Here is a 16,889-nt window from a genome sequence, read left to right on the forward strand (position 1 = left end):
TATAAAATATATACTTAAACTACTATCAGTACATACATTAGGGAGGACTAATATGACAGGGAATAAAAATGACTTACTAGTAGAAAAACGTGAAGAGTTATTGAAAGTATTGCAAGTTCGTTTTGAGAAAAACATGAACCGCCATGAAGGTCTTGAATGGGCTAAAGTTGAAGCGAAGATAGAAGGTAATGCTGAAAAATTATGGTCACTTAACGAAATGGAAGTAACTGGCGGTGAGCCGGATGTTGTCGGTTATGATGAAGAAAAGGACGAATATACTTTCTATGATTGTTCAAAGGAGAGTCCTAAAGGTCGCAGAAGTCTTTGTTATGATCTTGAAGCGTTAGAATCAAGAAAAAAACATAAACCAGAAAATAACGTTATTGATGTTGCCAATGCTATGGGCATTGAACTATTAACGGAAGAACAATATCGGGAATTGCAACAACTTGGCGATTTTGACATGAAATCATCAAGTTGGGTACAAACACCTTCAGATATTAGAGAACTCGGTGGTGCTCTATTTTGTGATTATCGTTTTGGACATGTTTTCGTGTACCACAATGGAGCAGACTCTTACTATGCTGCCAGAGGTTTTCGTGGCTCGTTAAAAGTTTAAATTAGGATAAATAAGAAAAAGAGCCTATATTCAGGCTCTTTTTCTTATTTATATTTTAAAAGTAAACTGTTACTACGCAGTTTTACTTAATTTATATGTTCCGTGGTTGTTTTTACGGAAAAGTTTAGGGAAAACAGAGCCATCTAATCCAATACGTCCAGCGTTCTGCCCTGCAACTAAAATGAACATAGTCAAAATAAGCAGGTTTGGGTTTACACTAACAGTTCCACTTAATAAAAATGAAAGATTCATTATGATTCCGAAAAATGCAGCTGTTTTTGTTAGTCCGCCTAAAATTAAACCTAGACCTACTAAAATTTCTCCCCATTGAACTAAAAAGCTAAATAGGTCTGCGTTTGGAAGGACAAAATGTTGAAGAAAATCTGCCCACCAACTTTGTACTGCAGGGTGGTCACCAGATGCTTGAGCAATAGCACCCTTTAGAAAGCCACTTGCGTCAAAAGATTGTCCGAAGACTTTGCCTATCCCAGCAGCGAGCCATGTATATCCTATGTAAAGCCGTAAAAGTAATAATATGAAAGTAGCACGTTTATCAGTTCTTAAAAAATTGATAACCATTGAAATCCCTCCAATATTGTATTTACAAGTTTATTATATATCCATTGTGAAAAAATTCACAATGGATATAATGTGAACAAGGATAGGCTGTGAGTAATTGTTTTATTTTTTGTAACATTTTATCTGTTTTGGTAAACTAAGAATAGAGATATATGGAGAGGAGACAACGACTCAATATGTGGATGAACTTGTAATGATTAGAAACTACTAGATAGATGAATTTTTCCCTCATAAGCGAGGGTTTATTTAGTTATCTGTAAATCATTCAAGGAATGCATATTTGGCTTGTATAGCCCTTTTGTAAGGATAGATACCTATTTTATGTATCTGTCTTTTTTGTGGGAAAGTTTATATCTCTTATATAAAATATGCGTCCTTTAAATTTGGAGGAGTATATGATAAACCAATTAAAAAATAAGGTAGCAGTTATTACAGGGGTAAGTCGTCTAGATGGTATAGGCGCAGCGATTTGTAAAGAATTAGCTGAATCAGGATACGATATATTTTTTACGTATTGGACAGCTTACGATAAAGAGATGCCTTGGGGCATTGATGAAAATGAACAAATACAATTAAAAGAAGAGCTATTACAAAAAGGTGTTAGAGTATCGAGTATGGAGTTAGATTTAACTCAGAATGATGCACCGAGAGAGCTTATAAATAGAGTTACTGAACAAATTGGATACCCTCATATATTAATTAATAATGCAGCGTATTCTACGAATAATGATTTCTTTAATTTGACTGCTGAAGAATTGGATAGGCATTATATGGTGAATATTCGTGCGACTACATTGCTCAGTAGTCAATTTTCCCGGGGATTTGATAAGAAATCTGGTGGTAGAATTGTGAATATGACTTCGGGGCAATTTCAAGGTCCTATGGCAGGAGAACTAGCTTATGCGACAACGAAGGGAGCTATTGATGCTCTTACTAGTACGTTGTCAGCAGAGGTAGCTCATTTAGGAATAACAGTGAATGCAATTAATCCAGGACCAACCGATACAGGATGGATGATTGAAGAGATAAAACAAGGGTTAAAGCCGATGTTTCCTTTTGGCAGAATTGGTGAGCCAAGGGATGCAGCTAGACTCATTAAATTTTTAGTAAGTGAAGAAGCTGAGTGGATTACTGGGCAAGTTATTCATTCAGAAGGTGGATTTAAAAGATAAAAAGAAGGTATCTCACCTTGGTGAGATACCTTCTTTTTTAATCTTTCTTCAGTCTTCGTGCAACACCATTCCCTAAAGATTGTAATCCTTGAACGAGGATAATTAAAATAAAGACCGTTGCATACATTACTTCAGGCTCGTAGCGTAAATGTCCGAAGCGGTATGCTAAATCCCCTAATCCGCCAGCCCCTACAAGGCCAGCCATTGCTGTTGCGCCAATTAAGCCAATTGTTGCAATTGTTAATCCAAGTACAAGGGAGGGACGAGCTTCTTTCACCATGACGTGCCAAATGATTTTTATAGTAGAGACTCCCATCGCTTGGTAGGCTTCAATGACACCGCGATCGACTTCTAGTAAAGCTGTCTCCATTAAACGTGCGATATAAGGGGCTGTGAAGACGACAAGCGGTACGATAACACCTTGCACGCCAATGGATGTTCCCATTAGAAACTTTGTAAAAGGCAAGATAAAGAATAATAGAATGATAAATGGAAGAGAGCGAATAACATTAATAACCGTATTAAGAATAGGATAGATGATTTTATTTTCACGCTGCCCACCAGGTCTCGTTAAAACAAGTGTGACGCCAAGTGGCAGTGCAATAAGGATCGAGATGAGTAATGAAATAGATGTCATTTGAAAGGTTTGGATTGTGGCTTCCCATATGACTTTACCCCATTCATCCAAAAAGGACTTGTTTCCCATAATCTGTTCTACCTCCTTCTACGATGATTCCTTGCTCTTGTAAAAATGATAAAGCACGGTGGATTTCATTTTGTTCCCCTTGCATATGAACGACTAGTTTCCCATATGCTTCATGTTTTAACTGCGTAATATTACCGGATAAAATATTCGGATACACTTGGAAACGTTTTGTGGCAACGGCTAAGGCAGGTTCCCCTGAAGTAGTGCCAATAAATGAAAGTGTTACAATTTCTCCAGTACGTTGTAGTTCTTTCTGTACCTCTTCTGGAATTTTCGCTGCAAATGCGCTATTTACAAATTTCTTCGTTGTTACATGTTGTGGGTTTGTGAAAATATCTTTTACAGTTCCACTTTCGACTACAGATCCATGTTCCATAACAGCAACGCGGTCACATATACGCTGGATGACATTCATTTCATGTGTAATGAGTAAAATCGTAATTCCGATTTCTTCGTTAATCTTTAATAGCAAATCAAGGATAGAATCGGTTGTTTCTGGATCTAATGCGCTCGTTGCTTCATCACTTAATAACACTTCAGGTTCATGTGATAGCGCACGAGCAATTGCAACACGCTGTTTTTGACCACCAGAAAGTTCGCTTGGATACGCATCTTTTCGATTAAAAAGATCGACAATGCGTAAATACTTTTCTACTCTTTTTTCAATTTCTGCTTTTGGAATGCCAGCAAGCCGTAACGGTAATGCGATATTTTCATAAACGGTAACAGTTTTAAGTAAATTGAATCCTTGAAAGATCATTCCGATTTTTTGTCTCGCTTTTGCTAGTTCTTTTGTCGATAACGTTGTTAAGTCTTGTTCGTTTACAATGATATTTCCTGTCGTTGGTTTTTCTAATAAATTTACACATCGAATCAATGTACTTTTACCAGCGCCACTATACCCAATGATTCCAAATACCTCGCCTTTTTCTACTTTAAGGGAAGTAGACTTAAGAGCCTCAACATTCCCTTTTTTTGTTGTAAATACTTTGGATATGTTTTGTAATTCAATCATTATCGTCAGCTCCTACCAAGATGGTAAAACTGAACCATCAAATTTTTTCTCGATAAACTCTTTTACTTCTTTAGATTGATAAGCTTTCTTTAATTTATTTACAACGGCATCATCTTTATTTTCAGTACGAACAACAACCCAGTTCACATATGGTGAATCTTTTCCTTCGCGGAAAATAGAATCTTTCGCTGGACTTAATTTTGCACCTAATGCAAAGTTTGTGTTAATTGCAGCTGCTTTCACTTCACTTAGTTGCGTTGGTAATTGAGATGCCTCTAATTCGACAATCTTTAATTTTTTTGGATTTTCAATTACATCTTTTGCAGTCGCTTTTTCTGTAGCCTTTGGATCAACTTTTAAAACCCCTGCTTTTTCAAATAATTTTAAAGCTCGAAGTTCATTTGTTGGGTCATTTGGTACAGTAATTGCGTCGCCCTCTTTTAAATCTTTTAAATCTTTTACATCTTTAGAATATACGCCCATAGGGAATGTTACTGTTGAAAATACTTCAGTTAATTTCATATTGCGTTCAGCTTTAAATACATCTAAATAAGATTTCGTTTGGTAGCTATTTACATCAAGGCTTTTTTCATCTAATGATACGTTTGGCGCTACATAATCATTAAATACTTTTATATCAATTTCGAGACCATCTTTTGCTGCAACTTCTTTTACCTTTTCAAAAATTTGTTCATGTGGTCCACCTGTTACACCGACAGTAATCTTTTTCTCGTCTAATGCTTTTACCTCTTTATTTGAACTCACGCTACATGCGCCTAATAACAATACTGCTCCGCTTACAATGCTTAATAATACCTTTTTCATCTATAAATCCCCCTTCATATACGTTCCAAAATAAAAAGCACCTCCCAAAAATAAGAGAGGTGCCGAATAGACGAAATAGATTCCTCTCTTATCTTCCAAAACGAAAAATCGTTTTGCAGGAATTAGCACCTTAGCTTATACGTCATAAGCTCGGTTGCCGGGCATCATCGGGCCAGTCCCTCCGCCACTCTTGATAAGAGTATGTGTATGTAGTTTTGAATATGGTACTAATAGTAAATCGTACAAAAAGAATTGTCAATAATATTTTCAGAATATATTTTATTTTAAGGTAATCGAAACGTTTCCCTTTTTATGTCCTTTTTCTACATATATATGAGCTTCAGCAATTTCTTCTAATCGGTAAGTTCTATCAATAACAGGTTTTAGCTTTTCTGTTTCAGCTAGTTGTTTTAGCAGGTTCATATCTTCTTTACTGACCTTTGCCATCATTCCGTTCACAGATACATATTTTCCATTAGGCATTAATGCATCTGTACAAAGAGACTTTTTATATTTTCCAACTGCATCAAATATAATATCGTAGTGCTCGCCCTGCTTAGTAAAATCTTCTTTCGTATAATCAATTACGTTGTCTGCCCCTAATGTTGTTACTAAATCGAAATTCGAACTACTACAAATGGCTGTGACAGTCGCCCCGAAGTATTTAGCAAGTTGTATGGCAGCTGTCCCTACTGACCCAGAGGCGCCGTATATAAGTACTCGTTGCCCTTTTTTTATCTGTCCTTTTCTAAGGAAGTGTAATGCTGAAGTTCCGCCAAAAGGAATAACGGCAGCTTCTTCATATGTCACATTGGTAGGTTTTAATGCTATTAATCCACTTTCATGCACGCATGTGTATTCCGCATAACCACCAAGGTTTAGTTCTGTTAATGCAAAAACTTGATCTCCCTTTTTAAATTGTGTTACATCTGTTCCAATGTCTTCGATTTCACCGGATAACTCTACGCCAAGTATAGGTTTTCTCGGTTTTCTGAAACCTAATATGATCCGCATAGGAATCCAAAATAAGGGGGGGCTATTAAAGCCACGTATTCTACAATCTCCAGTCGATACACTTGTTGCGTGAATTTTAACTAATACTTCATTTTTTTTAGGTTTAGGCTTTTCTACATTTTGAAGCTGGAGAACATTAGGTGGTCCGTACTTTGTACAAATAATCGCTTTCATAATGACCTCCTGAAATGAGTTGTTATTATTTACAACATATTTAAAGTTTTTCTCAAACATGTTGCTATATAGAAAATAAATTTAAAGATAAATATTACGAATTATATAGATTTCATAGGAAAAGAGATGATATTATTTTTGGGAAGGAGGGGACGTTATGAAAAAACTTATTTTAATTTCAAGTTTAGTACTTGCAGTCGGTCTAGGAGTAGGGTGTAGTAATGAGAAAACAAAAAAGACTGACGAACCGAAAAAAGAAGCTGTGCAGAAGGAAAAGGAATTAACAGCGAAGGATGTTTTTAATAAAGCGAATGAAGCTTTTAAAAACGAAGAAAATGTAACGATGACATATGATGTGGGAATAAAGGCTGAAGGAACAGAGATGAATGTAATAAAGGCTAAAATGCAACTAGAGCCGAAGAAAAAAAATTCTCGTTCTGAAATGAATGTTTCTGGTACAGAGGTTGTTGTTTATGATGTGGGTGGCAAAATTGCTGGTCAGTTAAAAAATCCTAATACGGGTGAAATTATGTCTGTACCAGAGGAACAATTGAATGCTAACGGAATGAACGCGACTCAAGGAATGGTAGATAATTTAGAGATTCCATCGGAAATTTTAAATAAAGTGAAGATGGAGAAAAGTGGAGATAATTATAAGCTGAAGTTTGCATTAAAAGGGCAAGAGACAGAGAGTATGCTAGCTAGTATGGATGAAAAGCAGAAACAAATGCTACAAGGCCAAAATGCAAAGATAGAAGAAATAGATGGGGAATATATTATTACAAAAGAATTTAAATATGAATCAGCAAAGATAGATATGGTTATGAGTAGCAATGGTGAGGATAAAGCGCACATTATTACGGATGCAAAGTTTACATCGTATGATAAATTTGATCCAATACAATTGCCAGCAGCAAAGTAATCACTGTCAAGAGAGGTACCTGAAAGAACGGGTATCTCTTTTTGTTGCTAATAAGGAGAGTGTCCTTTGAAAAAAAGAAAGATAGCAGTGGTCATTGTCGCATATACGGTTTTGCTTGCAACGTCTGTACATACGTATAAAAAACAAATTGATCATCCTATTATGAGTGATGTAGGTAAATTGCTTCCGACAAAAATAAAACGTGTTGAAAGTGCTACGGAAGAGCACTCGTTAATAAAATTAGTGCGAGATGCAAAAGTTTCAGGAGAGAAAATTTCCATTGCAGGCATGCAACATAGCCAAGGAGGACAGACATATTATCCGAATGGCACGATGCTCGATATGAAAGGATATAATAAAATATTAGAATTTGATCCAGAGAAGAAGCGGATTACAGTGCAAAGTGGTTTCACCTGGAATGATATTCAGAAGAAAATAAATCCTTATGGCCTTGCGGTACAGGTCATGCAGTCTCAAAATATTTTTACTGTTGGCGGTTCATTAAGTGTAAATGTACACGGGCGTGATATTCGTCATGAGGCACTGATTGATACAGTAGATTCATTTAGATTGTTAATGGCAGATGGCACGGTACGTAATGTAAGTAGAGAAGAAAATGCAGAGTTATTTCCATATGTCATTGGGGGGTTACGGTTTATTTGGAGTTATTTTAGATGTGACGCTGAAGTTAACAGATGATGAATTATATGAAATGCACACGAGAATGATAGATTATAAAGAATACGTATCTTATTTCAAAGAGAAAGTGAAAAGAGATGAGAATGTTCGTATGCACTTAGCGCGTATTTCTGTTGCTCCAAATTCATTTTTAAAAGAGATGTATGTGACAGATTATACTTTGGCACAAAATCAAAATATGAGAGAAGAGTACAGTGAATTAAAGGAAGAAAATATTATAGCTGTACCGAAATTTTTACTTGGGTTATCACGTTATAGTGATTGGGGAAAGAATACATTTTGGGATATACAAAGGAGGTTATTTTGAACGTACAGATGGAAAGTATGAGACGCGTAATAATGTTATGAGATCAGATAGTGCTTTTATGGAATATGAAAATCCAAATAGGACCGAAGTGTTACAAGAATACTTTGTGCCTATAGATGCTTTCACAGAGTATATAGATGATCTACGTAACGTATTAAATGAAGAAGAGTTTAATTTACTCAACATTACGATTCGTTACGTGGAAAAGAATGAAAATGCAGTTTTGTCCTATGCGAAAGATGATATGTTTGCGCTGGTTCTTTTGATTAACCAGGGACGCTCAGAGAGTGAGATAAAGAAAACAGAGGATGTCATTCGCAAGATGATTGATGTTACTTTAAAGCATAACGGTAGTTACTATTTGCCGTATTATTCTTATCCAACGAAAGAGCAGTTAAAGAGGGCATATCCTCGTATTGAAGAATTTCTCAAGAAAAAGAAGGAAGTAGATTCAGAAGAGAGATTTGTGAATTTATTTTATAGGGAGTATACGAAATGACATATAGAAGATTTGTGGCCTCGCAAAGTATCATCATGATGGCAGGAAGTATGGTATTTCCTTTTTATATATTATTGCTTCGAAACGTTGGAAATAGCTTCTCGCAATTTGGCTGGGCGTATGGCTTATTTGCTTTAACATCAGCACTTGTATATCCACTAGTGGGGAAGGTATCTGATCAAGTAGGTGATAAAAAATTATTAATCATATACGCTTGGTCCATGGCAATCTTAATGCTTTGCTTTCCAATTGCCACGGAAGTTTGGCATGTGTATATTCTTCAAATTGTAATGGGCGTTTTAGGTGCTGTGCAGCGTAATACTGAGAAGACTTCGTTAGCACGAAAGGTTGCGCAGGAAAAGGCTGGTTATGAGATTGGAAAATACCATGTGTGGACATCCATTGGCGGAGCAGTAGCGGTTATTGCCACGGGATATTTAGTAGATTTCTTTACGATTGGTACAATTTTTTATATTGCATCTATTCTATATGTAGTGAGCGGGATTGTATTAAGTAGTAAAAAAATATAACTATTCCTATTTTCACCTTAATACCCTTTATTTGTTATACTAAAAGGGAATACAAAAGAAAAGGGGACAGTGCCTTTGATGAAATTTGTAGTTTTAGCTATTCTTACTTTGTTTTTGATTCCATGGACAAGAAGTAGTAGTAAGCTTCGAGCAGTGGATAAGAAGGGAGATAAGAAGATTGTAAAGGGTAAGAAATCATCTATTTTAGTTATTCCTGTTTTATTTTGGATAGGTATTGCAATCTATGAATACTTTTGGCTAATTGATGATCGAGTAGATTCGATTCTTACTCATTATTCTGTTGCAGTAGCAATTTTAATTGGGCTTGTTTTATTTTCACAAGATCAAATAGGGAAATTAGAAGGTACATTAAAAGGACTTCTAATGTTTATTTTACTCGCAGGTTACGGCTACTTTGGTTATTTGCACGATATAGTAATCTCGCAAAAGAAATATGATTCTGTTGTTAAGGTAGAGAAAGATATTTCAGAGCCATTTACTGAAAATGACCAGCCGTTTACAGTGCCGCCAAAGACAGCGGAGAATAAGATGAAAAAAGTATTTGGTGATATTCCAAAAGTAGCTTATTTTGAGCTAGGAGAATTAACGCCACAAATGGTAAACGGCGAGGCTTTATATGTAGCGCCGATTGAAGTTTCAGGATTTTTTAAAGCGCGTAAAGCTGAGACAATTCCAGGGTACGTAACGATGTCAGGTACGAATCCTGATGCGGAAGCGAAACTGCACCTCGGTTATAAAATGAAATATGTGCCAAGCATGTTTTTTGGTAATAATTTAGAGCGTGTGGTAAGGCAAGCAGAACCAAATTTAATCTTTAAAGGAAAACCTAAATTTGAGGTTGATGATAAAGGAAAACCATATTATACAATGACGTATGGTGAATTTATTTCAGGAAGATCTGGATTTGAGGTAGAAGGTGTTGTCGTAGTAGATGCACAAACAGGTGAAGTGAAAAGATATGATAAAGGAAAGGCACCTAAATTTGTTGATGGTGTATTAAATCATGAGACTGCATCTACGTTAAATACGTACTTTGGTAAATATATTCACGGATTTTGGAATACGAAATTCTCACAAACAGATATGAAAATTCCGACTGAGTGGGGAACGAAAGAAGGCGTGACCCCGATTTTTGGTAAAGATGGAACACTGTATTATTTTACAGACTTTACTTCTCCAAAAGAAGGAGTAGATTCAGCTCTAGGCTATTCATTAGTAGATGCACGCACAGGCAAGCTATATTACTATAATGGAAAAGAAGTAAAGGGGATTATGGATGGTTCAGCAGCTACAGAAGTAGTAGATAATTCCTTTAAGAGAGAGAAATGGCATGGGACAATGCCTGTCATTTATAACGTATACGGTAAACCAGCTTGGATTATTCCGGTTGTTGATGACGGAGGCCTAGTACGTGCGCATACAGTTGTATATGCTGCTAATGCAAAAATATTTGCAACAGGTTCTTCGCAGAAAGAAGCGCTTGAGAATTATAAAAACGTAATGAGCGGTAATGGTGATACATTTAGACCAACCTCAACAGGAAAAGAAGCGCAAAAAGAAGGTATTGTACAACGTGTATATAAAGAAAAATCAGGTGAAAATACAATCGTGTACGTACTTTTAGAGAATGAACAAAAGGTATTTATGATACCAGTGAAGAAATTCCCATATGCTATGTTTACAGAAGTAGGAGACCCAATTCAAATTACATATTTAGATACGGGAGAGACGATGGCCTCAGTATCTAAATTTACGAATAGCAATGTGAAAAAGTAAAGCGATAGAATTTCTATCGCTTTTTTTACATTATGAAAGAGGAAAATGCAATGTACTTGACGTATGTTTATGATGTAACTATAATTGTTACAATTCGGTGTGTATAGGAAAGGGTGAATTGAAAAAGTGAATGAAGTTAATCACGAAATATATAAACCTGTAAAGGCAAACAGGTTATGGATGATTCTTGTATTAGGAACACTTACGGCGATTGGGCCATTATCTATTGATATGTATTTGCCTTCTTTACCGAAATTAACAGATGACCTACAAACAGGTGCATCCCTAGCGCAGTTAACATTAACAGCTTGTTTACTTGGGCTTTCAGTAGGGCAATTATTTGTCGGTTCAATTAGTGATATTTACGGAAGGCGCAAACCTCTTATTATTGCACTTATTATTTATGTAGCTTCTTCTTTACTTTGTGCTGTTGCGCCATCTATTTGGACATTAGTGTTATTGCGCTTCCTACAAGGAGCTTCAGGATCAGCCGGAATTGTTATATCACGTGCAATGGTAAGAGATATGTACTCAGGTTCTGAAATGACGAAGTTTTTCTCACTGCTTATGTTAGTAAACGGAGCAGCACCTATTTTGGCACCGATTATTGGGGGACAATTGTTACAATTTACAACATGGCGCGGTGTCTTCATCGTTCTTGGAGCAATTAGTGTATTCATGTTAATATCAGCTACTTTCGTATTACGTGAAACATTACCTCCTGAAGAGAGAGAAACGGGTGGATTGTCAGGAACATTGGCGACGTACGGAAAACTGTTAAAGGATCGTCTGTTTATGGGATATGCATTGTCACAAGGGCTAGTAACGGCGGCAATGTTTGCGTACATTTCAGGCTCACCATTTGTGTTACAGAACATATACGGAGCGTCACCACAGCAATTTAGTTTATTCTTTGCAATCAACGGTATCGGTATTATCATTGCTAGTCAGGTAACGGGTCGTTTAGCAGGGAAAGTGAATGAGAAGACATTATTTGTTGCTGGTATTATTATCGCAGCTGTTGGTGGCCTATCTTTATTACTGACAATCGTGCTCGGAATAGGTTTAATTGGTGTTTTATGCTCATTATTCCTTGTTGTATCAAGTGTCGGGGTTGTCTCAACGACTGGGTTCTCGTTAGCGATGAGAAATCAGAAACAAGCCGCAGGAACAGCATCGGCCTTATTAGGATTATTACAGTTCATCTCAGGAGCACTTGTTGCACCGTTAGTAGGTATTGGTGGAAGTAACACCGCATTACCGATGGGTGTTGTAATCGCTCTTTGTGAAATTGGTGCTGTGTTATGTTATCTATTTATGGCCAGAAGAAGTGAGAAGCAGTTTGAACTGCAACAAAGACAAAATTTAGAGGCTTAATTTATAAAAAGAGCTGATTCAAACGTGTGTTGAATCAGCTCTTTTTTCATTTCTTTGAAATAACTTATACAGTGTTGTAAGGTGATGCAAAAGTTATTTGCATAAAGTGACGATACTGTGACAAAAATGTTGGTGTGTATATTAAGATATCGTCTTAAGTGTAAAAAGTAGGATGTTCTCGGTATAATAACAAGTGGAGATAAAAGAAACTATAATGAGTAATAGTTGTAGATAAAAGGAGAAGAAGAGATGAAGAAGGTTTTGGGTATTGCCGTAATGGGAGGAATGCTCCTTCTAGCAGGATGTAATGGAAATAAAGATACGAAAGAACCGAAAGAAAAGGTAGAGCAATCTACAGAACAAACAGAAGAGATGAAAGAATACCGTGCAGTACATGAAAAATACGATTTGAAAATGAATAAAGAAATTAATAAAGCACTGCAGTTATTTGAAGTAGCAAAAGAAAAGGGCGGTAAGGAAATAACGACTGCTACATATAAAGAAGATGTGCAAAAGGTAACAACGAGCATGTTAGAAGATATCGATAATATACGTAAAGAAATTCGTGTTCCAAAGTCGAAAGAGCAAGAACATGAGGTATACGCTGGTTTCTTGAATGAATCGGAACAAGCGATGAAAAAATTACAGAAGTTAGCTAAAGAAGAAGACTCATCATTGATTCGTGATATAGAAATTAATTTTGCAACAGCATCGACATACTATAAACGTTTTCAAGCAGAAACGAAAAAATAACCTTGCCTGTGCAAGGTTATTTTATTTCTCTTTTGTATTCTTTTTTCGTTCCATCAGAGAAGACAACTTCTAAATCGAATTTTTGATAGTCTTTATCAAGTTTGAACACGTTCACTACTTGATCGATTACTTCTTGGTCAGGAGTGTCTTTATCAAATTTTAATTCTTGTAGAAGTGGGCTTAATTTTGTAATAGCCTCGTCACCTGTAAACTTTGCATTTGTTTTATGATCTTCAAGCTTTGCTTCCATTTTCTTATCAGCCGCTACATTTTTATAATCAGCTTCGTAGTCTTTCTTCGTATCTTCATAGTCTGCATCTAAACTAAATTCATTAAAGTTTAATTTTAAATCTGCAGGAGCCTCATTTTTTGCTTCTTCAGTCGTCTTTTTATTAGAAGTTGTGTCTTCTTTTGCAGGAGCTTTACATCCTGTTAATGCAGGTACTAGCATAAGAGCTAATAAAACTGATAGTAGAATTCTCATTATAAATTCCTCCTTATGTAAATTCGTTCTATACAAGTTTTTCCCAAAAACATGTAATTATGTATGTGTTGAAAATAAATTATTATTCTGCAGTCACAAGGGCTAATCCGCAATTTAAATCAAAAACGATTTGTATGTATATGGTAAATTGAAGTTGTGAGGGAGGGACTAAAATGCATGAAGAATATAAAGAGATAATAAAAAAATCAATTGAATATATAGAGAATCACTTACATGAGGAGCTTACAACAGAAAGAGTGGCATCTCACAGTGCAGTATCGATGTACCATTTTCATCGCATCTTTCAAAGATATGTTGGGATGAGTGTAACGGATTATATTCGAAAGAGAAGGTTAACTCATGCTGCACAAGTTTTAGTGTCAACGGAGAGAGCTGTTATTGATATTGCAGTGCAATACGGTTTTTCCTCACAAGAGGCATTTACGAGAGCTTTTAAAAGAATGTTTCAATTGCCACCAAAGAAATATCGAAAGTACTTCCAGTCATTTTATATAGAAAGAGAGGGTGTTTCAATGCAAAAAGGTATACCAAAAGGATGGGTATTAAGTGGAAGTCATCCTGCTGAATATGAGATGGGGTTAGATTATGAAGTTGTCCATCAAGGAAAAGTATCTGCATACATAAAGGCAAAAGAGAATGTTACGCATGGAGGATTTTCAACATTAATGCAAATCTTCCGAGCCGATAAATATGTAGGTAAAAGATTACGTTTTACAGCATTTGTTAAGAGTGAGAACGTAAGAGATTGGGCAGGGTTGTGGATGCGAGTAGACGGGACCGATACGGAACCGCTCGCTATGGATAATATGCAAAATCGCCCAATTAAAAATACAAATAACTGGCAATCGTACTCGGTTGTATTAGATATAAAAGAAGGAGCGCTTGGTATTGCATTTGGCGTTTTATTATCAGGAGAAGGCTGTGTGTGGCTAGATAGTATTCGATTTGATGAAGTGGATGAAAAAATTCCTTCAACAGATTTGGCTGAAAACTTTTATGAAACACTACTAGAAGAACCGGTAAATCTGCAATTTGAAGAGATAGAAAAGTAAGGAGAAAATGTATGTTCAAATATGTAAAACTAATAAGTATTAGTTTAGTAATATCGTCTTGTATTATGGGAATTAACTATTTCATTAGCTATCTGTGGTCAGGGCATATACCTTCTTTGACGTGGAGAACATATTTAATGTTTGTGTTTATATTTATGATGAGTTTTGGTTCAATGCAAAAAGAAGGAAAAGAGGATTATTGAAAATAGTCTTCTTCGCATTTCTTTCATTAACACAAATGTTTCTAACTGTGTTTGGAAACGCAGGTATGATTTTTAATATTATCTCGCTATCACTACAACTTGTAAGTTCGGGTGTAATTGTACCGCATGAAATGCTTTCTAAAACATATCAAACAATGGGTGAAGTATTTCCCGCAACATATGCAGCAAATGGCTATTATACAATAATATTTGGGGGAGTTAGTCTAGAGAAAAATATTATTTCATTATTAGTCATTATATTAGTTACGCAATTGGTAGCGGTAATTACTGTATCTATAAAAGGAATAGTAAAGAGAAGAAGTCATGTAGTTAAAGAAGTATAAAATAAAAAGGTATCCTGTGATTGGATACCTTTTTATTTTATTATTTTGCAACTTCTGTCCACTTGTAGTTAAATTCACCGCCGAAGTCAGTTGTTACAAGCCCTTTAATGAAAGAGCGTTGTAGGTAAGAACGACCTTGTTGGTATAAAGGAGCGACAGCACCGTCTTGTAATAGAATTTTTTCAGCTTGCTTCATTGCTTCAAAGCGTGCTTTTTCATCGCCAGCTAAATCTGTTTTCACTTTATGAATTAGCTCATCGTACTCTTTGTTAGAGTATTTATCGAAGTTATAAGCACTATCTGTTGTAAATAAATCTAAGAATGTAATTGGATCAGCGAAGTCAGGGCCCCACCCGTCAATACCAATTTCATAGTCACCACTTAATAGTAGTTTCAACTGTTGTTTGCGTGGTTGCGGTTTTAAATTCACTGTTAATCCATCTAAGTTTTTTTCTAATTCACCTTTTAAATATTCACCAGTCTTTTTAGCTAAAGCATTATCACTTGTTAATAGTTCGATTGTTACTTTGTCAGTACCAAGTTCTTGTTTTGCTTTTTTCCAATTTTCTTTCGCTGTTTTCACATCATCCTTGACTAGATTTCCATTTTCTTTACGGAAGTCATTGCCTTCTGGGCTCTTTGCAAATTTCGCAGGAACCATTCCTTCAGCTGGAACAGCGCCGTTATTTAAGATTGTTTCTACGTAAGCTTTTTTATTCATTGCGCCGTTAATAGCAAGGCGTGCATGTTGATTTTTTAATGTTTCATTTTTCTGATTTAGTCGTAAAAATTGAATGCCGACTTCAGCGCGTTCCTTGAAGTTTGGATCGCTTTTATATTTATCAACAAACTCTGCAGTTAAAGCAACACGATCAATTTGTCCTGAATCATATAAGTTCACTTCTGTAGACTTATCTTTAACGACATTGAAGTTGATTTCTTCTAATTTTACAGTTTTAGCATCCCAATAGTTAGGGTTTTTCTTCAATTGGAAGCTTTGTTCATGTTTCCAGTTCTCTAATGTGAAAGCACCGTTGTAAATTAAATGATTTGTTTCTAAACCATATTTATCGCCTTGAGACTTTAAGTACTCTTCATTAATTGGTAAGAATGTTGAGAATGTCGTTAAGCTTAAGAAGTAGGGAACAGGACGGTCTAGTTGTACTTCTAACGTTTTGTCATCAACAGCTTTGACCCCTAGTTGATCAATTGGCAATTGTTTTTGGTTTATTTGTTTCGCATTCTTTATATCGAAGAATAAGAATGCGTATTCAGCTGCTGTATTAGGATTTACAGCACGTTGCCAAGCGAAGGCAACGTGCTGTAACAGGAGTACCGTTTGACCATTTTGAATCACGCAGATGGAATGTATATTTTGTTTTATCGGGACTAATGTCAACCGACTCAGCGACGCCAGGAACCGGTTTATTATCTTCTCCCATTGCATATAACCCTTCAAAAACATTGCGCATTACGTTCATGGATTCCCCATCCGTTGCTTTTGCAACATCCATTGTTGGAATTTCTGAAGCGAATGATAAGTTAATTGCCTGTTTATCAGGTGCTTTATCGTTTGCTTTCGCTCCGCTTGCATTATCTTTATTTCCCCCGCAAGCAGTTAGTAATAGACTTGCCCCTAAAACAGATGCAACAACAGGTACAACTTTTTTCTTCATTGTTCGTTCCTCCCTAAATGTGTTGTTCGTAACGTCATAATGTCCGTGTCTTGAAGTGGCTATAGAAGGAGATAAAACCTATTATAAATATTTGTTTATAGGTAATCATGTGTTCTATATG

General features: G+C 35.9%; 16 protein-coding genes, 2 pseudogenes and 1 riboswitch. Of the genes and pseudogenes, 11 read left to right on the forward strand and 7 right to left on the reverse strand.

Annotated features, from left to right (window positions below):
- The first annotated feature begins 52 nt into the window (after positions 1-52).
- The gene (locus AXW78_RS00980) at positions 53-619 is read left to right on the forward strand and encodes a DUF4256 domain-containing protein (RefSeq protein WP_000147399.1); all 567 of its coding nucleotides are present in this window, start codon (positions 53-55) and stop codon (positions 617-619) included.
- A gap of 72 nt (positions 620-691) precedes the next feature.
- Here the strand turns inward: AXW78_RS00980 and AXW78_RS00985 are convergent, their stop codons facing one another.
- Entirely contained in the window at positions 692-1,198 is a 507-nt protein-coding gene (locus AXW78_RS00985) for a DoxX family membrane protein (RefSeq protein ID WP_000236365.1), read from the reverse strand.
- A gap of 395 nt (positions 1,199-1,593) precedes the next feature.
- Here AXW78_RS00985 and AXW78_RS00990 point away from each other — a divergent pair, with 395 nt between their 5' ends.
- The gene (locus tag AXW78_RS00990) at positions 1,594-2,370 is read left to right on the forward strand and encodes an SDR family oxidoreductase (RefSeq protein ID WP_061883704.1); all 777 of its coding nucleotides are present in this window, start codon (positions 1,594-1,596) and stop codon (positions 2,368-2,370) included.
- 37 nt (positions 2,371-2,407) lie between these two features.
- On the opposite strand, the gene AXW78_RS00995 is transcribed toward AXW78_RS00990, so the two are convergent.
- The 4 genes from AXW78_RS00995 to AXW78_RS01010 form a co-directional block, all read right to left on the reverse strand.
- Positions 2,408-3,076: a methionine ABC transporter permease gene (locus AXW78_RS00995; protein ID WP_000527154.1), complete on the reverse strand. Its 669-nt coding sequence runs from the start codon at positions 3,074-3,076 to the stop codon at positions 2,408-2,410.
- Positions 3,051-4,091 carry a methionine ABC transporter ATP-binding protein gene (locus AXW78_RS01000; protein WP_000571620.1) on the reverse strand — a complete coding sequence of 347 codons (1,041 nt, stop codon included), beginning with the start codon at positions 4,089-4,091 and terminating at the stop codon, positions 3,051-3,053. The genes AXW78_RS00995 and AXW78_RS01000 overlap by 26 nt, the downstream gene beginning before the upstream one ends.
- A 12-nt stretch (positions 4,092-4,103) precedes the next feature.
- On the reverse strand, positions 4,104-4,916 hold the full coding sequence (locus tag AXW78_RS01005) for a MetQ/NlpA family ABC transporter substrate-binding protein (RefSeq protein ID WP_061883705.1): 813 nt from the start codon (positions 4,914-4,916) through the stop codon (positions 4,104-4,106).
- An 85-nt stretch (positions 4,917-5,001) separates the two neighbouring features.
- Positions 5,002-5,116, reverse strand: a riboswitch (SAM riboswitch).
- Positions 5,117-5,195: 79 nt separating this feature from the next.
- Positions 5,196-6,104 carry an NAD(P)-dependent alcohol dehydrogenase gene (locus AXW78_RS01010; RefSeq protein WP_061883706.1) on the reverse strand — a complete coding sequence of 303 codons (909 nt, stop codon included), beginning with the start codon at positions 6,102-6,104 and terminating at the stop codon, positions 5,196-5,198.
- Positions 6,105-6,261: 157 nt separating this feature from the next.
- On the opposite strand from AXW78_RS01010, the gene AXW78_RS01015 reads away from it, so the two are divergent.
- From AXW78_RS01015 to AXW78_RS01040, 6 genes and pseudogenes are all read left to right on the forward strand, one after another.
- Positions 6,262-7,026, forward strand: a complete 765-nt coding sequence (locus AXW78_RS01015; RefSeq protein ID WP_000733613.1) for a DUF6612 family protein — start codon at positions 6,262-6,264, stop codon at positions 7,024-7,026.
- 66 nt (positions 7,027-7,092) lie between these two features.
- Positions 7,093-8,531: pseudogene (locus AXW78_RS01020) on the forward strand (FAD-binding oxidoreductase).
- Complete coding sequence (locus tag AXW78_RS01025; protein ID WP_000222367.1) at positions 8,528-9,061, forward strand: MFS transporter; 534 nt, start codon at positions 8,528-8,530, stop codon at positions 9,059-9,061. The pseudogene AXW78_RS01020 and the gene AXW78_RS01025 overlap by 4 nt, the downstream one beginning before the upstream one ends.
- Before the next feature lie 78 nt (positions 9,062-9,139).
- On the forward strand, positions 9,140-10,858 hold the full coding sequence (locus tag AXW78_RS01030) for a DUF3981 domain-containing protein (RefSeq protein WP_000674037.1): 1,719 nt from the start codon (positions 9,140-9,142) through the stop codon (positions 10,856-10,858).
- Positions 10,859-10,975: 117 nt separating this feature from the next.
- Entirely contained in the window at positions 10,976-12,235 is a 1,260-nt protein-coding gene (locus AXW78_RS01035; protein ID WP_231122447.1) for a multidrug effflux MFS transporter, read from the forward strand.
- A gap of 249 nt (positions 12,236-12,484) precedes the next feature.
- On the forward strand, positions 12,485-12,988 hold the full coding sequence (locus tag AXW78_RS01040; protein ID WP_000756515.1) for a hypothetical protein: 504 nt from the start codon (positions 12,485-12,487) through the stop codon (positions 12,986-12,988).
- Between the two features lie 16 nt (positions 12,989-13,004).
- Here AXW78_RS01040 and AXW78_RS01045 read toward each other — a convergent pair whose 3' ends face one another.
- Complete coding sequence (locus AXW78_RS01045) at positions 13,005-13,472, reverse strand: YusW family protein (RefSeq protein WP_001221554.1); 468 nt, start codon at positions 13,470-13,472, stop codon at positions 13,005-13,007.
- Between the two features lie 173 nt (positions 13,473-13,645).
- Between AXW78_RS01045 and AXW78_RS01050 the strand changes: the two genes are divergently transcribed.
- Genes AXW78_RS01050 through AXW78_RS01060 form a run of 3 tightly spaced genes read left to right on the forward strand, consistent with a single transcriptional unit; the run spans position 13,646 to position 15,092 of the window.
- A complete protein-coding gene (locus AXW78_RS01050; RefSeq protein WP_000544205.1) occupies positions 13,646-14,545 on the forward strand; it encodes a helix-turn-helix transcriptional regulator in 900 nt (299 codons plus the stop codon).
- Between the two features lie 11 nt (positions 14,546-14,556).
- Entirely contained in the window at positions 14,557-14,748 is a 192-nt protein-coding gene (locus tag AXW78_RS01055) for a hypothetical protein (protein WP_000477649.1), read from the forward strand.
- Complete coding sequence (locus AXW78_RS01060; protein WP_000706214.1) at positions 14,745-15,092, forward strand: ABC-2 transporter permease; 348 nt, start codon at positions 14,745-14,747, stop codon at positions 15,090-15,092. The genes AXW78_RS01055 and AXW78_RS01060 overlap by 4 nt, the downstream gene beginning before the upstream one ends.
- Positions 15,093-15,132: 40 nt before the next feature.
- On the opposite strand, the pseudogene AXW78_RS01065 reads toward AXW78_RS01060, so the two are convergent.
- A pseudogene (locus AXW78_RS01065) lies at positions 15,133-16,768 on the reverse strand (ABC transporter substrate-binding protein).
- Between the last annotated feature and the right edge of the window lie 121 nt (positions 16,769-16,889).

Source organism: Bacillus thuringiensis, assembly GCF_001595725.1.
GTDB classification, from domain to species: domain Bacteria; phylum Bacillota; class Bacilli; order Bacillales; family Bacillaceae_G; genus Bacillus_A; species Bacillus_A thuringiensis_K.